General features: G+C 42.3%; 11 protein-coding genes and 1 riboswitch. Of the genes, 3 read left to right on the forward strand and 8 right to left on the reverse strand.

Annotated features, from left to right (window positions below):
- The first annotated feature begins 296 nt into the window (after positions 1 to 296).
- Positions 297 to 1478 carry an AfsR/SARP family transcriptional regulator gene (locus tag JOC49_RS02270; RefSeq protein WP_204661776.1) on the forward strand — a complete coding sequence of 394 codons (1182 nt, stop codon included), beginning with the start codon at positions 297 to 299 and terminating at the stop codon, positions 1476 to 1478.
- Positions 1479 to 1557: 79 nt separating this feature from the next.
- On the opposite strand, the gene JOC49_RS02275 is transcribed toward JOC49_RS02270, so the two are convergent.
- On the reverse strand, positions 1558 to 4140 hold the full coding sequence (locus tag JOC49_RS02275) for a YfhO family protein (RefSeq protein ID WP_204661777.1): 2583 nt from the start codon (positions 4138 to 4140) through the stop codon (positions 1558 to 1560).
- Positions 4141 to 4364: 224 nt separating this feature from the next.
- On the opposite strand from JOC49_RS02275, the gene JOC49_RS02280 reads away from it, so the two are divergent.
- The gene (locus JOC49_RS02280) at positions 4365 to 4622 is read left to right on the forward strand and encodes a hypothetical protein (protein WP_204661779.1); all 258 of its coding nucleotides are present in this window, start codon (positions 4365 to 4367) and stop codon (positions 4620 to 4622) included.
- A 33-nt stretch (positions 4623 to 4655) separates the two neighbouring features.
- Positions 4656 to 4741, forward strand: a riboswitch (cyclic di-GMP riboswitch).
- 31 nt (positions 4742 to 4772) lie between these two features.
- Positions 4773 to 7979 (forward strand): InlB B-repeat-containing protein, encoded by a 3207-nt coding sequence (locus JOC49_RS02285; RefSeq protein WP_204661781.1) that lies wholly within the window; start codon positions 4773 to 4775, stop codon positions 7977 to 7979.
- A gap of 145 nt (positions 7980 to 8124) precedes the next feature.
- Here the strand turns inward: JOC49_RS02285 and kamE are convergent, their stop codons facing one another.
- The 7 genes from kamE to JOC49_RS02320 form a co-directional block, all read right to left on the reverse strand.
- Positions 8125 to 8898 (reverse strand): lysine 5,6-aminomutase subunit beta, encoded by a 774-nt coding sequence (gene kamE, locus JOC49_RS02290; protein ID WP_204661783.1) that lies wholly within the window; start codon positions 8896 to 8898, stop codon positions 8125 to 8127.
- Positions 8898 to 10454, reverse strand: a complete 1557-nt coding sequence (gene kamD, locus JOC49_RS02295; protein ID WP_204661785.1) for a lysine 5,6-aminomutase subunit alpha — start codon at positions 10452 to 10454, stop codon at positions 8898 to 8900. Before kamD ends, kamE begins: the two co-directional genes overlap by 1 nt.
- Positions 10444 to 12090, reverse strand: a complete 1647-nt coding sequence (gene kamC / locus JOC49_RS02300; protein WP_204661787.1) for a lysine 5,6-aminomutase reactivase ATPase KamC — start codon at positions 12088 to 12090, stop codon at positions 10444 to 10446. The genes kamD and kamC overlap by 11 nt, the downstream gene beginning before the upstream one ends.
- On the reverse strand, positions 12087 to 13127 hold the full coding sequence (gene kamB / locus JOC49_RS02305; RefSeq protein WP_204661789.1) for a lysine 5,6-aminomutase reactivase subunit KamB: 1041 nt from the start codon (positions 13125 to 13127) through the stop codon (positions 12087 to 12089). The genes kamC and kamB overlap by 4 nt, the downstream gene beginning before the upstream one ends.
- 45 nt (positions 13128 to 13172) lie before the next feature.
- Positions 13173 to 14435, reverse strand: a complete 1263-nt coding sequence (kamA, locus tag JOC49_RS02310) for a lysine 2,3-aminomutase (RefSeq protein WP_204661791.1) — start codon at positions 14433 to 14435, stop codon at positions 13173 to 13175.
- Positions 14436 to 14463: 28 nt separating this feature from the next.
- Complete coding sequence (gene kdd, locus JOC49_RS02315; protein ID WP_204661793.1) at positions 14464 to 15501, reverse strand: L-erythro-3,5-diaminohexanoate dehydrogenase; 1038 nt, start codon at positions 15499 to 15501, stop codon at positions 14464 to 14466.
- A gap of 769 nt (positions 15502 to 16270) precedes the next feature.
- Positions 16271 to 17695 carry a sigma-54 interaction domain-containing protein gene (locus JOC49_RS02320; protein ID WP_204661795.1) on the reverse strand — a complete coding sequence of 475 codons (1425 nt, stop codon included), beginning with the start codon at positions 17693 to 17695 and terminating at the stop codon, positions 16271 to 16273.
- Positions 17696 to 17753 lie beyond the last annotated feature (58 nt).

The following is a 17753-nucleotide window of genomic DNA, read 5'->3' on the forward strand; positions in this document are numbered from 1 at the left end:
GTCTACAACCTAATAATTTGTTAAGAAGGGGGGGAATATCACGAGTGGGCTTTTTTTTGGGGGAAACCCACTCGGATTTCGTTGTTTCATTTGGGGTAAATATTTGGGGGGTTATTGTGATTGTTAAGGTAAATCCTTAACTTGTATTCATTATAAAAATCAGTTATGTATAGGGTATGACCCCTTTGTGAATAAACTGTTAAGTTGTAAAAAGTTACAATTTATTTATCTTGATTTATTTTTCAAATTTAGGGTAAATGCTTTAGTGAGCTTTATGACATAGAAAGGATGACTTTATGAAAGCATTGAAAAATGGGGCTTATAGGATTTACACCCTAGGAGAGTTTGAAGTTATTAAGGACGAAGACTCATTAACTGGGACTGCAGCCTCATCTAAAAAGATATGGGAACTCTACAAATTTATGCTGACCAATCGGACGCGTAAATTTACACCAGAGACCTTAAACGATCAAGTTTGGATTTCAGAAAGTTACAGTGATCCCAGAGTCACACTTAGACGTCAAATGCACCGGATGCGGCAACTTCTTAAAGAAGATCACCTGCCAGAAACAGAATGGACCATCCGGTTTGAAAATGGGTATTATTTTTGGAATCCCAATTTAAAGGTTCAAATTGATTCTGCTGATTTCGAATCTTTTTTAACAGCAGAAAATTGTAATGATCCAGATGTTCTGTCTAACTGCCTGAAGGCAATTTCCATTTATAAGGGCGATTATCTTCCAGATTTATATGAACAGCACTGGGTTTTTAGCGTGCGTAACTATTACAGACGCTTATTTTTGAATGCCCTCAATGACGCTGTGGATACCCTCTATGGCCTTGGGGATTATTCTCGGATTTTGGACCTTTGTCAACAGGCCATCCAGATTGATACATATGAAGAACGGTTTCACATTGAATACATGAAAGCATTGACAGCCATCAACCGAAAAAAAGATGCTTTAGCCCATTATGATGAAATCACGTCGTTTTACTACCGTGAGATGGGGCTCAAACCTTCAGAGGATTTTAAGAACCTCTACAAATTGCTGGTGTCTACCGTTCCACAACGTGATACAGAAGATTTCATCGCTTCACTCACAGCGCCTGAAACCTTTGAAAACGCTTTTTATGTAGAGCCAGACATTTTCAAATCTATTTGTGAACTGGAAAAACGGCGAAATGAACGCGATGGCAAAACCTTTATCGTAGCTGTACTAAGATTAACCCCGCTTGCAAAACAGCACTCTTTAGCACGAGAACAATACAGGATCAAACACTTCACCAGTCATTTAATGACGCACCTACGCAAAGGAGACAGTTTCACGCTTTGGAATCAATACCAATTTCTAATCCTCATCCATGGGGCAAGCGAATCAGGACTCCATGCCATGATGGACAGGGTCATCCAAAACTATGAACAACCAGAGTACTTATCTGTGGATTATGTAGAGGCAATGCCACAAACGTACCGTTAGGCACACTCATCATGGCGCAGCCATCCTCAACGCACCGAAGGTGCTCTCCCCCGTGCCAAAGGCACACTCCCCCGTGCCGTCAGGCACACTCACCGCGCTTTAGCGCCGTCCCCCGCAACTTTACGCCCATTACAAGTCCAACCAAGGAAAGTAAACTTATAATTCCACCTTGGACAAAGCCTTCTGGAGTGTATTTGAATTCAAGATCATGGATACCTGTGTCAAGTTCAAGGCCGATGAAGCCATCGAGTAATTTGACTGGCTTGATTTTTTTGTTATCTACAGTAATAGTCCAGCCATCATCATATGGGATTGACGTATAAAGAATGCCAGGTTCTTTAAAGGTGACTTTACCTATAATTTTTGTATCCGAATAGGTTTCAACCGCCATAATATTGGATTTGAGTATGTCGTAGGCCGAGGCAAACGCTTCAGTATTGAATTGCATGACTTCAAGATAATAAAAAGTATTGTAACCGGTGTTGAGGTCATAGGTCACTGAAAATTCGGTTCCAGGTTCAAGAACACCTAAATCTACAACTAGGCTCCGCTTCATATCGTATGTGATGGTTTGATCACCCAGTGTGATTGTCGCATCGTCGCTCCAACTTGGGTTCAGATAGACATAGGTCTGGCCTTTTTTTTGTGCGACAAAAGTCGTTTTGGCACTGCCCTCGACTTCTTTATCCTCCAGTTCGTATTTGACATAACGCACATGTTCACCTGCTTTTTTAGCCCCTGTGAAGACTTCAGCTACAGGTGTAAGTGGGGTAAACAGTTGTGGCTCTCCTGGCCCACCAAATGTCAGTCCTGTGGCTAATTCCAAAAGTTCTTCTTGTGATTTGAAGGGGTTACTGGTTGTACCGATCCAGTTTAAAATGCCTCTGTCAACTCTAAAGGCCAGTCCAAGAGGATAGGTGGAAGCATATACATCAGTGGTTCCTGCTTCCAGTAATGGATAAAATCCATCATTTGGGACATTTGCTGTTTGGTTACGGTCTATCAGATAGCGGACATTGTAAAAAGCGTTGAGAATCGGTGTGTTGGATGCATACAAGAGACGATTGGCTCTTGGTGATGCTGCTAGGCCAAGTGTTTCCGCAAGTTCAGTTGTATGGGCATTGATCGTGGAGGTAAAGCCCGACACCCCATTGTATTTATAAAAGGCTGGATCATTGGTGGAATACCACTTTACTTGATCCATACGGTAAAAATCGGAATCCAGCGTATTCAGCTTGAAAAGGGCTTCCTCTATTTGGCTCTGTGCAGGTGGATAACTTGTTTTCGTTGTTGTCCCCGCCTCATCTACAGCTATGTTTGCCCCGATACTGGCCTCCACTATAACGACAACTATAATGGCAGACAAAAATGCTGTTTTATGAATTTTGTTCGATTGCCATACGTAAAATAAGGCCACATAACCAAGGATGAAGCCAATGTTTAAATATAGGATAAGGTCTGTTAAGACTTGGCTGTCATCCATTAATTTTTCAGCAAGAATTAAATAAACAATCAACCCCCCACCGACACGGGCAATTTTCTCTTTTTCAAGGTTGATAAAAAGGTCGTAAACTGCTGACAGAATTACAAACGTGACCACAAATGAGAAGCGATACGGAACTTCATTTGGAAAATGAAACCCATGCCAGAAAAAATTCAAGTAATTGATGTTAAAACTTACCGCCAGCAGGGCAAGTACACCGCCAGTTGTAATTTTAGACCGCCCTGAGATATTGGGAGAAACAAAGTAGGTTATGATTAAAATTAGCCCAATAAGCCCGCTGAAAACATTTGGTAGACCGGATCGAACGGTGGGTTTAACGCCTAGAAACAAGTTGTTGAAAAGGTCCAAAAATGAATGATATGTCTCAAAGGACTGAGGATTGGCAGATGCAGTTCCGTAGGCCATATTGAGGCCCTTGTAGGCTGGTAAAAGGACAACGGCTGCAAGCCCAACACCTATAAGGCTCCAAATTCCCACTTTCAAAAGGGTTTTAGCAAAATGTTTAAATCGCCACTTGTAACTGTCAAAATAAATTTTAAAAAAGTAAATTGCCGTAAATATGGCCACCATATAGCCAATATAAAAATTGACAACAAGTGTCACGCCCAAAGTTACGGTGTAAAGAATTGGCTTAGATTCATGGATTAATTTGTAAAGGCCCAACATTAGAATCGGGAGCAGGTACACACTGTCCAACCACATAACGTTCCAATAGTAGCCCATAAGATAACCGCTAAAACTGTATAATAGGCCAAAAATCACAAGGCTAATGTCATCTTTGTCATGAACTTTTTTTAGGTATACGGTAAACATTGCCCCCGCCAGTGCAATTTTAGTCATGGTTGCAAAGGCCATAAATTCAGGCAAAAATTTCGCGGGAACCAATATGCTTAATAAGTAGAGAGGACTCATGGCATAATAGGCCATTAGAAACCAGAAATTGCTTCCCATGCCTATTTCCCAGCTGTAAAAAAGAGACCCCCCACTTTTAAGTTTGTCTTGTAATACGGTCATGAAGGGGTAATATTGATGCCAATTGTCGATGATCATAATCTGCCGGTCGCCAAAAGGGTATACCCCTCTAACGGCAAAGGCAATGCCCATGATTAAATAGGCAAGTCCCAGTGTTATGTATGTGTATTTGTGTTTTTTTAACATATTAGGCTCCTTATTTTGTGTCTGGCTTTTTTTATTCTAACAAACTCATACCCCAAAGCCAAACAATTTATACGCTTAATTCCATTATGCCAAACTGTCACCCAGATGTCACTCATCTGACACTTATGTGTCACGTATTGTGACCAGAAGTGTCACATCTTTTCTGTACAATTAAGTGTGACAACAAACACACATCATCGTTTTTGAATTCAATGGGGGTCGTCATGAAAAAAAAACCAAGCGATTCCACAAACAAAGGACCTCTTGGAGGGACAAATTTTTTAATTTCCATTCGCAGCACACAAAACAACACGTGGCAGGGGATTATTGAATGGTTGGATACAGGTGAAAAGATTCATTTTAGAAGTACAATCGAAATGATTGTGCTGCTTAAGGACGCCACCGACCAAACCCTACCTCAACACCACTATAAAGCCGCTCGAAGCTGGCATAGCGATGGAAATACTGTGCATATTTTTTAAGCGCCACTGGTTAATTGAAAGGAGGTAAAGTGGCTCGTATCTTGGCAAACCAGATGAAAATCTGGGACGCAAAGTCAGGAGTCTAAAGTAAAAGTTACTATGATCGTCCGACTGCCTAATCAACTATTTTGGCAAAAGGAGTGATAAAAAATGAAAAAGAAAACAAAGAAACTTCTATCTTTGATGTTATCTACACTCTTACTGATTGGTTTAATACCAACCTATGCAATATTAGCGCCACAACTTGTTTCTGTGGATAAAACAGCAAGTACCATAAGCTTAGATGATAGGACTTATGAAGTGGCCCTTGAAGTGGATGGCAATCCTCAGGACACACCAATGGATGTGGTGGTTGTTCTCGATACATCCGCCAGTATGAGTGGCAAGAAATTCTCCGACATGAAAAAAGCCGCAAGTGATTTTGTGAAAATGGTCTTGCCGGTAGGCTATACCCAGAACCGCGTTTCTGTTGTGTCCTATGGGGGCCATGCCCGTGTAGAAACTGGTTTTACCAGCACACAAGGAACTGCCGTAAGCGCCGTTAACACTTTGTCCGTTGGCAGTTCAGGTAATTCTTCCGGCGGAACCAATACCCATGCAGGCATGCTGCTAGCAGGAGAGATGCTAGCAAGAGAGATGCTTGATGAATTTTCAAATTCAGGTAGAACACAGGCCATTGTCTTTATGTCAGATGGGGTACCAACATATTATCTGAACAAAACTTCGCAAGATACCAATCTCTATAGAATCGTTGCAGATGGCTCAAATAAGTTAAAAATTCAGTACAACAAATTGTCTGGTTCATGGAACTGGGAAGATTATAATCCAGATCATACCTATTTGGCCTTTGGTGGTTCAGGAAGCAGTTATACATCAACTGGAAATGATAAAACCATTACTGTTGGACTGGGTTTAAAATCAAAAGGCATTAAAATTTTTACCATTGGTTTGCTTGAAGGCTTAAATAGCACTGCTAAAACTCAAGCCCGAGCTACTCTAAATCCTTCTGGGTCAAACAAATATCAAGAAGCTTATTTTGAGACTTCGGATTCAAGTACACTCAGTAACATTTACCAAAGCATTCGTGTAATAATTGCAGATGTTGGCAGCGGGGCTGTTGTGACAGATGTGGTGCCTCCTGAATTTGATCTTGATGTAACTTCCTTTGAAGTCAACGGCGTTTCCGTCACTGCACCACTTGTTGTGTATGATGCCGGGACAAGGACCATTACATGGAACAAAGGAATAATTAATGATATCAACGAAGTGTTAACCTACACACTCACTGCAAAACCAAATTACTATGGCGTTTTAGACACCAATGAATCCGCAACCCTTGTTTACACCCCACTTGGCGGTTCTGGTACAAGCACACTTCCTTTCCCAATGCCACATGTGCCTGTAAGGCCATACGCAGTGGATGATGCTTTCGAAGTGCTTGTAGATGAAGATTTATCCGAAACTGTTGCAACAAATGATGTGAACACTTTAATTATGGATGCCGGTTATACACAAACACTTACCTATGAGTTGGTGGATGCCCCTTATCCTGGCTTCACTTTAAATCCAGATGGGTCATTTTTATTCAACCACAGCGTGGCTGGCAATGTAACATTTACCTACAAGACTGTTTTGACACTGACTGGGTCCGGTCCATTGGCTGGTGTTTACAAAAGTGATTTAACAACTGTAGACGTTAAAGTTATTCCTATGTACACATTAACCGTTCAAGTTGTTGGGTCTGGTACTGTTTCTCCTACTGAAGGCGATCATGACTATGTAGATGGTACTGTGGTTCCATTAACTGCAACACCTGCCACTGGTTACCAATTCGACGGTTGGACAGGCGCTATTACAGATTCAAGCAATTCAAGTTCTGTGACTATGGATTCTGATAAAACTGTCGTTGCAACTTTCTCTGAAATTCCATCACAACTGGGAAGCATTAAGGTGATTAAGTCCTACAGTCAAAATGAAGTGAATGGACCTGAAGTGACTTTCAATCTTTCTGGTGGCGAAATGAGTCTTTCAGAAGAAACTGACGGCTTAATTGCTGAATTTGGCGACTTAATGCCTGGTACCTATACACTGTCAGAGGTTGTTCCAAATGGTTATACCCCTCATTTTGAATCTTCTAGTCTGGTTGCACCAATTGAAGATAATCCTTCAAGTGTAACCATTACTGTTGAAGAGGGCGAACAAACTTTAGTTAATGTGGACAATAAGCCTATTCCTGAATCAAAATACTACACATTAACCGTTCAAGTTGTTGGGTCTGGTACTATTTCTCCTACCGAAGGTGATCATGACTATATAGATGGTACTGTGGTACCATTAACTGCAACACCTGCCACTGGTTACCAATTCGATGGTTGGACAGGCGCTATTACAGATTCAAGCAATTCAAGTTCTGTGACTATGGATTCTGATAAAACTGTCGTTGCAACTTTCTCTGAAATTCCATCACAACTGGGAAGCATTAAGGTGATTAAGTCCTACAGTCAAAATGAAGTGAATGGACCTGAAGTGACTTTCAATCTTTCTGGTGGCGAAATGAGTCTTTCAGAAGAAACTGACGGCTTAATTGCTGAATTTGGTGACTTAATGCCTGGTTTCTATACACTTTCAGAAGTTGTACCAAGTGGCTATGATGCTATTTTTACCACTTCAGCTCTTGTTGAAATTATTGTTCAAGGTCAGAGTGTAAAAGTTGAAGTTGATGAAGGCGAACAAACTGTGGTTTATGTAGACAACATTCCAGAACCTACTGAACCTACAGAGCCTACAGAACCAACATCACCACCGACCAATCCACCAACCAATCCACCTACCAACCCACCTACTGAACCACCTACAAGCCCACCTATTGATTTACCGGATGGGACTGTAACCGTATACTATGAAGATCCTGAAGGCAATGAAGTGGCCTCCTCTTTCTCTTTTAGTGGGGATATTGGCAGCAACTACATTACTTCACCGGTTTCGGTAAGTGGCTATGATTTAATTGAAACACCATCAAATGCATCTGGTTCTTTTATTGATGGCAATATTGATGTGGTTTATGTGTATTCAGATGGTGAAATTGTTGAAACAGAACCGGTTCCACTTGGACCGCCTGTTGTGCCAACAGAACCAGCAACTGAGCCCGAAACAGAGCCTGTTTCAGAACCTGAAACTGAGCCAGTAACCGAAGCGGAACCTGAAGTTGATGAAGAGATTATCATTGACGAAGCGATTCCACTGGGTGACGGTTTGCCTCAGACTGGTGAACTTCCAGCAAGTCTGTTCTACGGAATGGGCGCGGCAATTTCATCACTGGGTGCTTTGATTAAGTTTGGTAGAAAACGCCGCTTTTAGTGGCCGATAAAAAAAAGATCTGCGAGAATATCGCAGATCTTTTTTATGTGAAAAAACCACTTGTGTTTTTGTGCGGGACACAATTTGTTTTCCAAATTGCTAGAATGTAGCTATATTAAGGGGTGTAATTGTCAGAATTGTTTGTCTAACTGTCCCCTTCGGAGCCACTAAAAGCGGTACCCAGTCTTTGAACGATAAACGAAGCGACATGTTCAGCAAAGGTTCCTGTTCCAAATCCCGCATCGAAGCCTAGTTCTTTTGCAAGTTCATAGGAGATTCTCGGGCCACCTGCACAAACGATTACTTTGTCGCGAATGCCTTCAGATTCCAAAAGTTCAATGAGTTCTGTCATATTTGGAATATGAACGTCCTTTTGGGTTACAATTTGTGAAATAATAATGGCATCCGCATTTAGCTCAATCGCTTTTGCCACAAGTTCCTCATTTGGTACTTGAGCCCCTAAATTATAAGCCTTAATGCCCTTGTAACGCTCAAGACCATAATGGCCATCAAAACCCTTCATGTTCATAATCGCATCAATCCCAACTGTATGGGCATCGGTTCCAGTACAAGCACCAACAATAACAATGTCACGGTCAAAATTTTCAGCAAGATACGCTTCAATTTCATACTTGTCCATAACATCTGTATCCACCTTTGGCACCTCTATAGCAGAATAATCCACCGTATGAGATGATTTGCCATACATGGTAAACATGGTATAGCCAACGCCTAAATCTTTTGCATCCACAACTTGTGGCTCTTCTATGCCCATCTTAAGAAGCAATTGGCGTGCGGCTTCTTTGCTCTCATCACAACACGGCACAGGAAGTGTAAATGAAAACTGCATCATACCATCGTTCATGGTATCGCCATAAGGCTTAATTTTAGTTAAATCCAATCCATTATTCACTGACATTAGCGCCCACCTCCTAGCATCATTGGAATAAATGGGTTAAAGTACTTATCCCCAATTTGAGTGACGCCATCTAGGCCTTTACCGCCATCCAGTTTACGTGTGACGCCTGCAAATTTACCTTGTTCAATTGTTGCCATAATGCCAGTGTTTTCAATCTCTTCAAGCATGTCGGCAGCTTCTTTAAGAACACCTTGCGCACGTTTTTGAATGATGCCATCTTGCTTAAACTCAATCTCATCACCAAGATGTCTCATATTATTAAACACGTATTTTGCATTTTCAATAGAAAGCGCACGGTCTTGTAAAAGTGGGGTGTGGATTGCTTCAGTAAGCATGCCCAAAAGTTGAAGACCTTGGCCCGTCATAATCGCCACAGAATTGAAAAGGGTATCCTGAACATGACCTTTAAAAATATCGCCTGTTTTGAACTTAGTCGGCGGCATATATTTTAGGGGCGCATTTGGGAAAATTTCACGTGCCATTTGGGCCTGTGCCAACTCCATAAGGAAACCATCTTCCGTATTTGGATCCATCTCAAAAGCGTGACCAAGACCCATTTGAGACTCTGGTAAGCCTGCCAATAAAGCAAACTGTTCGTTAATCAGTTGAGACGCCAAAACCGTGTGGGCTTCTTCAATGGCATCTGAAGTTGTTAAGTAGTTGTCCTCACCAGTATTGATGATAATGCCTGCAAATCCGTTGATAACACGCGAGAAGAATTGATCAATCAGTGTCCGCTGCATGTTGATGTCTCTGAACAAAATGCCATAAAGGGCGTCGTTCAGCATTACATCAAGACGCTCAAGTGCGCCCATTGCAGCTATTTCAGGCATACACAGTCCAGATGCGTAATTACAAAGTCTAATGTAACGGCCAACTTCCTCACCCACTTCATCTAGGGCCTTACGCATGATTCTAAAGTTTTCCTGAGTTGCGTAAGTACCGCCAAAACCTTCTGTGGTTGGTCCATAAGGCACATAATCCAAAAGACTTTGTGCAGTTGTCCGAATCACCGCAATAATATCAGCACCTTGACGTGCTGCTGCCTGTGCCTGAAGCACATCTTCGTAAATATTACCAGTTGCTACAATAACATAAAGATAAGGTTTCGGTCCTTCTCCCAGTGTTTCCAAATAGGTGTCGCGCTGAGCCCTATTGCTCCGAATCTGGTCTACCATTTTTCCAGCTTCCGTTTCAATAATCGCTTTAATCTTGGCTTCGTCTTGAATTTCCAAAGTGGTTAAGTCAAGTTCGTTTCTAGAAATCGCCTCTGCAATTTCTTGGGCTGACTTACCTGTTGCCACCATGGCATTTCCCATCCAAAAAGCTGCACCTTCCGCAAGGCCGCCACCTTTTTTAATATTGTCCACAACAACATTGGGAAGCGGTCTCTCAATCTCGTCAATGCCATCCACACCAAGCAGTCTCACAATGGTGCGTTCAACTGTAACCGTGGTGTGACGCTCGATGAATTTCTGAGTGTCTTCAGCAATGACACGTGCCGATTGTCTTGCCTTTTCCACAACGTTGAAATCCAAATTCAGTTTACTCGTCATTTGATCCTCCTAAAATTTCCTTGGCTCTATGGATAATGCCCAAATCCAGCCCCATCATCTCCGAAATCCGAAGCGCTTCTTTGGGAATTTCCGTATCGCCGCTAACTTCCGTCAAACGGTAATCCATATGTTCATGCAAAAGCCCCATGCCTTTTGCCTTAATTTCTTTGCGAATGGTTTCAAAATCCACACTTGAAAGGCCATTAACTTGATAATGGGAAACCCCTTTCGTTTGTGTCAGCCCATCATAATGGGTCGTTATTACCGTCTGTGCAACACCTGTATTCATATGCTCAATAAGGGCTTTTGATATGGCAAACCCCTCTTTCGGGTTGGTGCCACGTGCCAGTTCATCAATTAAAACAAGCCCTGTCTCATCTTTCCTTGAAATCACCCTGCCAATGTCAACAATCTCTGCGCCAAACGTACTAAGGCCCATATCAATGGACTGGGAATCGCCTACTGAAATAAACAAATACGACATGGGATAAAGCAAAATCGCTTTACAAGGGACGTGGAATCCCATATGGGCCAGTGCCACAAGTTGTCCAATCATGCGTAGAGACACTGTTTTCCCCCCCATATTGGCCCCGGTAATAAGGGTCACAGAGTTGTGAATCCGTATGTCAAGGGGGGTAAACGCCTTACCCTCACGCTCCAATCCGTAAGCAACCTTTAAATGCCGACCGCCTTGAATCTCAATACACTGTCCAGCCTCATGGACAGCCTCTAAAAACACAGGTCTCGTACACTTAAAGGCCACTGAAAATTGGGCTTTTGCAATACTTAAATCAATGTTACCAATACAGTTGACATTGGTCCGGAGCTGTAAAATATGGTCCAATAACTTTTCTGTAAGCTGTGTTCGCACCACATATTCTTCATTTTCCTGATCAATGAGCAGCTGATCATAACGCTTTTGTAACCCTTCGTCAGGCCGTACACGGAAAATGCTATAAAGTGGAATGTCCATGCGATAGCTTAAAAGCGGATGCTGTTTCGCTTCTTGGATTCGCTGGGCATCCATTTGCCTAATTTTCACTTCCCCATTTGTACTGACTTTAAACCCCTCACCTTCCAATTCTTTTGCAATCTCAGTAGATTGTTTTTTAATCGCAAGTTCTGTTTCCAGCAAAGTTTGCCTAATTTCAGACAAACGTTTGGAGTAGGAATTATAGACATAAAAAGTCGAGACACCTGTTTTTTCTGGGTCCAAAAGGGCTACGACTTCAGTAATGGGTGCGAGCATATAATCGCCAACCGTTTTTTCCCACTGGACGCGGACTAAAAGCGCCCGAATCTTTTCCATATAAAGGGACAAGTGCTTAATTTCAAAGAGCTCTGTCACAGATAACGTCTCACCTGCCTCAATCCGGTCAAATGTACGTCCCAACTGTTTAATTTCTTTAAAAAGAGATTTGAGTTCTAAAATTTCATGGCGTTTTGTCTCTAAACGTTCCATAACCCGCTCTGTAAGATCCAGTTCATGTTTCAGCGCCTGAAGTTCATCCGGCAAAAATGCCTGAATGTTCTTTTTAGCGGTCTCACCATAGGGGGTTACCACTTGAAGCCGATCAAATACAAATTCCAAGTCCAAGTCCGAAAAATTTTTTCTGCTTATGAAATCCGAATTCATAGCCCGTCTCCTTCCATAACATCCACAATCGGAATTTCAGGTAGGCGCTCATTTAGGGATTGCTTGAACAAAGCGCCATCATAGAAATACCCTTGAGGGGCGTAAGGATTAACGGTAATGGCCAAAAGTTTAATGCCGTATCTAACGCGAATGTCTACGCCAATCCGTTTAAAATATTGCCAGTCCTTGTGTTCAATAAACAGTTTTGTTGCATCTGCCACAACAAATTGAATGGATTTATAATGCTGGGTGCCATGTACAATTTCCATAAGGGTCTTGGTCGTCAATGCCCCTGGAAACAATAAAATTTTCGTCTGTTCATCTACCCACTCCCCAATGTTTCTGCCAGCACTTAAAGCCGTTTTGCTTGTGCCAAGTGCCCTTGCTTGGTTTTCTGAGTCTATAGAAATAACTTGTCTCGATTCCTCTGCCAAGCCCCAATACTCAAGCACGCTGGCTTCACTTGCCTCCGGCAAATTAAACAAAGAGGCCTTGTGAACTGTTTTAGAAATTGCTTTCGTCATGTCCCTACTAAGTACTGCACCTGTTGCAAGGACACATGCTTCTGTAATAAGCGGCGACGCAGATGACGCACGGTCCAGCGCACCATCCACAAGAACGTAGTCTGCCCCATGGCCAAGCATACGTTCTGCAACTGCATTAACCGCCGAGTTACTTGAAGGACCACCAATCTGCACATAACCATCTGCAAGCGTACGACCAATAATCACACGTCCCATAGCGGTTTGATGATCTGTAACCTCCACCACTGCCATTTTAACTTCAGAAAGTCCAAATAGAAGTTCTGCTGTTGCAATGAGTGTGCCCTTTTTTACATAAATCATCGGCTTATCGGTTTTTGTAACAATGTCTTGCCGCTCACCGTCCCTCCCAATGGACGTCAGTCCAACGGATGCCCCATTTTGATCCAAAGATTCAATCAAAGCATTCAATGTAACTGTTTTCCCGGCATTTTTGGCCATACCAACAATTGAAATAATCTTATATGTGTTTTCAAACAATTGATAAAGCCCCATTTAGTCCTCCAAGTCTGTGAATCATTCCTTATACAAATCGTTTTCTTATTCTTCGTCTTTATGTGAACGCAATGTTCTTTCAAGTTCCTTAAGTTCTATATTGACGCGATTTCCTTGTAAAAGGCCACCAACACCAAAAATTTTATGATCTTTCTGTGCTTCCGTTTCCACAGCACCTTCAGTTTCAAAATCATATGAAGCTGGCTGGGTATAAGTTGTAATAACGCCTTCATAATTTCTCAAAATAACTTTTTCAGGAGATTGTGAAATCATGTATTGTGGCATTACTGGAATTTTACCGCCACCACCTGGTGCATCTACAACAAAGGTTGGTACACAGTAGCCTGAAGTATGGCCTCTCAAACCTTCAATAATTTCAATGCCTTTTGAAACAGGTGTTCTAAAGTGCTCAATACCTGTAGAAAGGTCACATTGATAGATATAATAAGGTCTAACACGCATCATAACCAGTTCATGAACCAAGTCTCTCATAATATGAACGCTGTCATTGATGCCTTTTAAAAGAACCGATTGGTTACCAAGTGGTACACCAGCGTCTGCTAAAAGCGCACAGGCCTTTTTAGTTTCTGGTGTAACTTCCTTCGAATGGTTAAAATGTGTATTGAGCCAAACTGGATGGTATTTCTTAAGCATGTTCACAAGTTCAGGTGTAATCCGCTGTGGCAATACAACTGGTGTTCTAGATCCAATTCTAATAATTTCCACGTGTGGGATTTCTCTTAGTTTGCTAATGATGTACTCTAAAAGTTCATCTGAAACAAGAAGTGCGTCTCCGCCTGAAAGCAATACATCTCTTACAACTGGTGTCTTGCGAATGTATTCAATCGCCGCATCAATTTTTTCTCTTGGTACACCGGCATCATTATGGCCTGCAAATCTTCTTCTTGTACAGTGACGGCAATACATAGAACACATATCTGTAATCAAGAAAAGAACACGGTCAGGATATCTATGTGTAATCCCTGGAACAGGTGAATCCCCATCTTCATGCAAAGGGTCATCCATATCAGCACTGCTAATATGCGTTTCAAGAATTGTTGGCACAGCTTGCATTCTCACTGGGCACTTTGGATCATCTTTGTCCATCAAAAGGGCATAATAAGGTGTAATGCCCATTCTCAAAATCTCAAGTGATTTTTTGATGCCTTCTTCTTCTTTTTCTGTCAAATTAATGACTTCTTTCAGTCTTTCAACAGTTGTGATACGGTTCTGTACCTGCCAAGTCCATGAATCCCATTGTTCTTGTGAAACGTCTTTCCACATTTCGATTTCAGTATAATGTCTCATTTGAAACTCCTTTCAGATTTAAAGTGTCCTACGCGTAGAGTGATTCGTAAATGTCACGCAGTGTTTGACTTTCTCTCATAATTTGAAGTGTAATTTCAGCATGTCCTTTAGTATAGCCATTCCCAACAATCATGGTCACATCTTTACCAACGCCTTCAGCCCCAAGTGCTGCTTTTGTAAAGCTTGTTGCCATGCTGAAGAAATAAACAGTACCATCGTCTTTCGTTGCAAGAATTGAAGCCATTTCCGTATTTGGTATGTTAACACAGTTAATCACCAGGTCGCACATGTTGCCACCGGTCACTTCTTCAACTTTGCGAAGAACATCCACCGCATCTGTTGCATCTGCCACAATAAAATCATCTGCAAGACCCGCATCCATAACACGATCTTTCGCCTTATCACTATGCTGAAGGCAAATAACTTGTCCTGTTACACCAGCCCGCTTTTTAGCTTCATACAAGCAAAGCATACCGGACTTACCAGCGCCACCAATTACCAATACCGTTTGACCCGGCTTAACCAGTTTAGCTGTTTGAGCTGGTGCACCTGCAACGTCCAAAACAGATAATGCAAGATTTTCAGGGATATCATCTGGCAATTTGGCATAAATACCACTTTCAAACAAAATCGCCTTGCCCTTAATATCCACCTGATCAATGTTCATACGAATTTCAAGAATTTCATCAATTACAAGTGGTGTCAATGAAAGGGATACTAGCGTTGCAATTTTATCGCCTACTTTAAGATCCGTTGTCCCTTCCAGTGCTGGCCCAATTTGTGCTACGGTTCCAATCAACATGCCGCCTGAACCCGTAACAGGATTTTTGTGCTTGCCAGCATCCTTAACGATGCCCATCATAATTTCCTTGATCTTAGCTTCATCGCCACCTGCTTCTTCTTTAATCTGCGTAAACGATGCCGAGTCAATATTCAGTGTTTTAACGTCAATTAAAATCTCATTGTCATAAATCGCCATGTCATTTGAAATAACTTTTGCCGGCTGAGGTAAAATACCCTTCGGCTCAATGACGCGATGCGTTCCGAACTTACATCCTTTTTTCATGTGCTTGCCTCCCCAAAATGGATTAATTTTTCTCACATTATCTTATATACGCAAATTCTATGCCAATAATTTAACAGGCCAAACCACAACATCTTGGGGCACTCAATAGAAAAACAACAAGACAGATGCTGAAAATTCGGCACTACAACCCAACGCCATTTTGAATGTGCATCTCGACACAACGCAGTTGAACTTAACGCACTTAACGCACCGAAGGTGCACTCACCATAGCGTAGCCATAATCAACGCACTTAACCGCACCTAACGCACCTAACGCACTTAACGCACCGAAGGTGCACTGGACACGGCGTCAGCCGTACTCAACAGCAGCTCCGCTGCCTATCCCCTATCCCCTAACCAACTAACCAACTATCCCCTAATAAAAAAAACACCCTATGAAAGCTAAGGATTAAACCCCTAAATTTCACAAAGTGTTCGTATCTTTTTCCACAGCATTAAAGGTGCCCCTCAACGCAACGCAATTGCACTTAACGCGGCATTAGATGTGCCCCTCGACCCAACGCAGTTGCACATAACGCACCGAAGGTGCACTCACCATGGCCTAGCCATAATCAACGCACTTAACCGCACCTAACGCACCTAACGCACCTAACGCACCTAACGCACCGAAGGTGCACTGGACACGGCATCAGCCGTACTCAGCAGCAGCTCCGCTGCTACTAACCCCTATCCCCTAACCAACTATCCCCTAACCAACTATCCCCCAACCAACTATCCCCTAACCCCTAACCAACTAACCAACTACCCCCTACCCCCTATAATTCACTTTCAACTTATACTGGAGGGTCTGTCTTGGGATGCCAAGTATTTTTGCGGCTTGTGTAATGTTGCCACCTGTTGCGTCCATTGCTGCATCTATGGCAGTTGTTTCAGCAGTTTTCAGTATGGTATTCAAATCAGCTTGTTCCAACAGTTCCGTCTGTTGTAAGGTGTGCGTTTTGAAGGTCTTGAAATGGGTGTCGTAGTGGCGTCTTAAGTTAGGGGGCAAGTCGTCCAAATCAATAGAATTGCCTTCTGCAAAATTGACGGCACCTTCTATGACGTGTTCCAGTTCACGGACATTGCCCGGCCAGTTGTAATTGTGAAAGAGTGTCATAACAGCTTCCGTCACACCTTTAAAGTTACGATAGAGCTGGTTATTGTATTTATCGATAAAATATTGGGTCAATAGTGGAATGTCCTCTTTACGATCAGATAACTTGGGAATCCAAAGGGTAACCGTATTCAACCGGTAATAGAGGTCCCGTCTGATCATGCCGTCTTCAAGGGCGATATTGGGATCGACGTTGGTTGCAGCAATAATGCGAACATCTACTTGGGTTTCTTTTGTATCGCCAACCCGTCTGATTCGACCATCTTGAAGGACACGTAGGAGTTTAGCCTGAAGCTCTTGAGGCATGGAATTGATTTCATCCAGAAAGAGGGTCCCTGTATCAGCCAGTTCAAAAAGGCCACGTCGATCCACAGCACCTGTAAACCCACCCTTTACAGTTCCAAATAGAATTCCCTCTAAAAGGGATGCTGGAAGTGCAGCACAGTTTTGGGCAATAAAAGGGTTGTGTTTCCGTTTGCTGCTGTTATGTATTGCCTGTGTAAGCAATTCTTTTCCGGTTCCAGTTTCGCCGTAAATTAAAACTGGAATTTCCGTTGGTGCAGCTTTCATGGCGACAGATTTAATTCGGTTAAATTCAGAATGTATCGTCTTGATGTCTTCGAAAGTATAGATTGCGGGCATAGCCCGCCTTTTCCCAGAAGAAACACTGGGCGCGTTGACTTTTGATTGAAGGTCTAGATAGCGTTCAGAGAGCTCTTTGTAGGGGGTGACATTTCTTGAGATCTCAATTGCACCTTCAATTTGCCCCTTGTTGATAATTGGGAGTGTGTGGTTAACGGTCGCAATTATTTTCCCCTTATAGGTTCTGTATGTTTGCTCTTTATTGAAAATGGGGTTTTTTGTGATTAGGACTTTAAGAAGGGTGCTCTCTTCTTCTTTAAGAGATGGATAAATCTCCGTGATGTGCTTGCCAATGGATTCTGAGATATTGATGTCATCTAGGACTGCAGAATTGTGATTGCAGTAGACGAGATTCCCGTCAGCATCCACAATTTGGACGCCATCACTTATGTATTCAAGCATGAATTTCACGTGTTCAAGAGTCAATAATGGGTGCATAAAATCTCCTTTATCTCTCCGTCAGCGAGGATGCCGAATTTTAGGCTTGTGCTGATTT

This window comes from Fusibacter tunisiensis (genome assembly GCF_016908355.1).
Lineage (GTDB): Bacteria > Bacillota > Clostridia > Peptostreptococcales > Acidaminobacteraceae > Fusibacter_D > Fusibacter_D tunisiensis.

Coding starts and splice junctions, on each gene's coding strand:
- JOC49_RS02270 (WP_204661776.1), top strand. CDS start 297: ATGAAAGCATTGAAAAATGGGGCTTATAGGATTTACACCCTAGGAGAG.
- JOC49_RS02275 (WP_204661777.1), bottom strand. CDS start 4,140: ATGTTAAAAAAACACAAATACACATACATAACACTGGGACTTGCCTAT.
- JOC49_RS02280 (WP_204661779.1), top strand. CDS start 4,365: ATGAAAAAAAAACCAAGCGATTCCACAAACAAAGGACCTCTTGGAGGG.
- JOC49_RS02285 (WP_204661781.1), top strand. CDS start 4,773: ATGAAAAAGAAAACAAAGAAACTTCTATCTTTGATGTTATCTACACTC.
- kamE (WP_204661783.1), bottom strand. CDS start 8,898: ATGTCAGTGAATAATGGATTGGATTTAACTAAAATTAAGCCTTATGGC.
- kamD (WP_204661785.1), bottom strand. CDS start 10,454: ATGACGAGTAAACTGAATTTGGATTTCAACGTTGTGGAAAAGGCAAGA.
- kamC (WP_204661787.1), bottom strand. CDS start 12,090: ATGAATTCGGATTTCATAAGCAGAAAAAATTTTTCGGACTTGGACTTG.
- kamB (WP_204661789.1), bottom strand. CDS start 13,127: ATGGGGCTTTATCAATTGTTTGAAAACACATATAAGATTATTTCAATT.
- kamA (WP_204661791.1), bottom strand. CDS start 14,435: ATGAGACATTATACTGAAATCGAAATGTGGAAAGACGTTTCACAAGAA.
- kdd (WP_204661793.1), bottom strand. CDS start 15,501: ATGAAAAAAGGATGTAAGTTCGGAACGCATCGCGTCATTGAGCCGAAG.
- JOC49_RS02320 (WP_204661795.1), bottom strand. CDS start 17,695: ATGCACCCATTATTGACTCTTGAACACGTGAAATTCATGCTTGAATAC.